Annotated in this window: 5 tRNA genes; all 5 read left to right on the top strand. The window is 55.2% G+C overall.

What is annotated here, in order from left to right:
* Positions 1–67: 67 nt before the first annotated feature.
* The 5 genes from CLPU_RS16445 (at position 68) to CLPU_RS16425 (ending at position 502) form a co-directional block, all read left to right on the top strand.
* A tRNA-Arg gene (locus CLPU_RS16445) sits at positions 68–144 on the top strand.
* Between the two features lie 5 nt (positions 145–149).
* Positions 150–225 (top strand) — tRNA-Gln (locus tag CLPU_RS16440).
* A 7-nt stretch (positions 226–232) separates the two neighbouring features.
* Positions 233–308, top strand: a tRNA-Lys gene (locus CLPU_RS16435).
* A 5-nt stretch (positions 309–313) separates the two neighbouring features.
* A tRNA-Ser gene (locus tag CLPU_RS16430) sits at positions 314–402 on the top strand.
* Positions 403–411: 9 nt separating this feature from the next.
* Positions 412–502: transfer RNA gene (locus CLPU_RS16425), tRNA-Ser, on the top strand.
* The last annotated feature ends 72 nt before the right edge of the window (positions 503–574 follow it).

Below are 574 nucleotides of genomic sequence, written 5' to 3'. Positions count from 1 at the left end.
GAAGCCCTGGCCTTCCAAGCCAGTTGCGAGGGTTCGATTCCCTTCACCCGCTCCAGTAAATGAATATGCGCCTGTAGCTCAGTAGGATAGAGCAACGGACTTCTAATCCGTGTGCCGGGGGTTCGAATCCTCCCAGGCGCGCCAAATGATGGGGTATCGCCAAGTCGGTAAGGCACCAGACTTTGACTCTGGCATTCGTAGGTTCGAGTCCTGCTACCCCAGCCATGAATATGACCCATTAGCTCAGTCGGTAGAGCACCTGACTTTTAATCAGGGTGTCCTGCGTTCGAGTCGCAGATGGGTCACCAAATACGGAGGGGTACCGAAGTGGTCATAACGGGGCGGTCTTGAAAACCGTTAGGGTGCAAGCCCACGTGGGTTCGAATCCCACCCCCTCCGCCAATAAAAAATGGAGAAGTACTCAAGTGGCTGAAGAGGCTCCCCTGCTAAGGGAGTAGGTCCTTCACGGGGCGCGAGGGTTCAAATCCCTCCTTCTCCGCCATTAAGTAAAAAAAGGTAGGGGCCTTTAGCTCAGTTGGTTAGAGCGCCCGGCTCATAACCGGTAGGTCCGGGG

The sequence above is a fragment of the Gottschalkia purinilytica genome (genome assembly GCF_001190785.1).
GTDB lineage: Bacteria > Bacillota > Clostridia > Tissierellales > Gottschalkiaceae > Gottschalkia_A > Gottschalkia_A purinilytica.
This window is presented reverse-complemented; position numbering and strand designations above follow the sequence as displayed.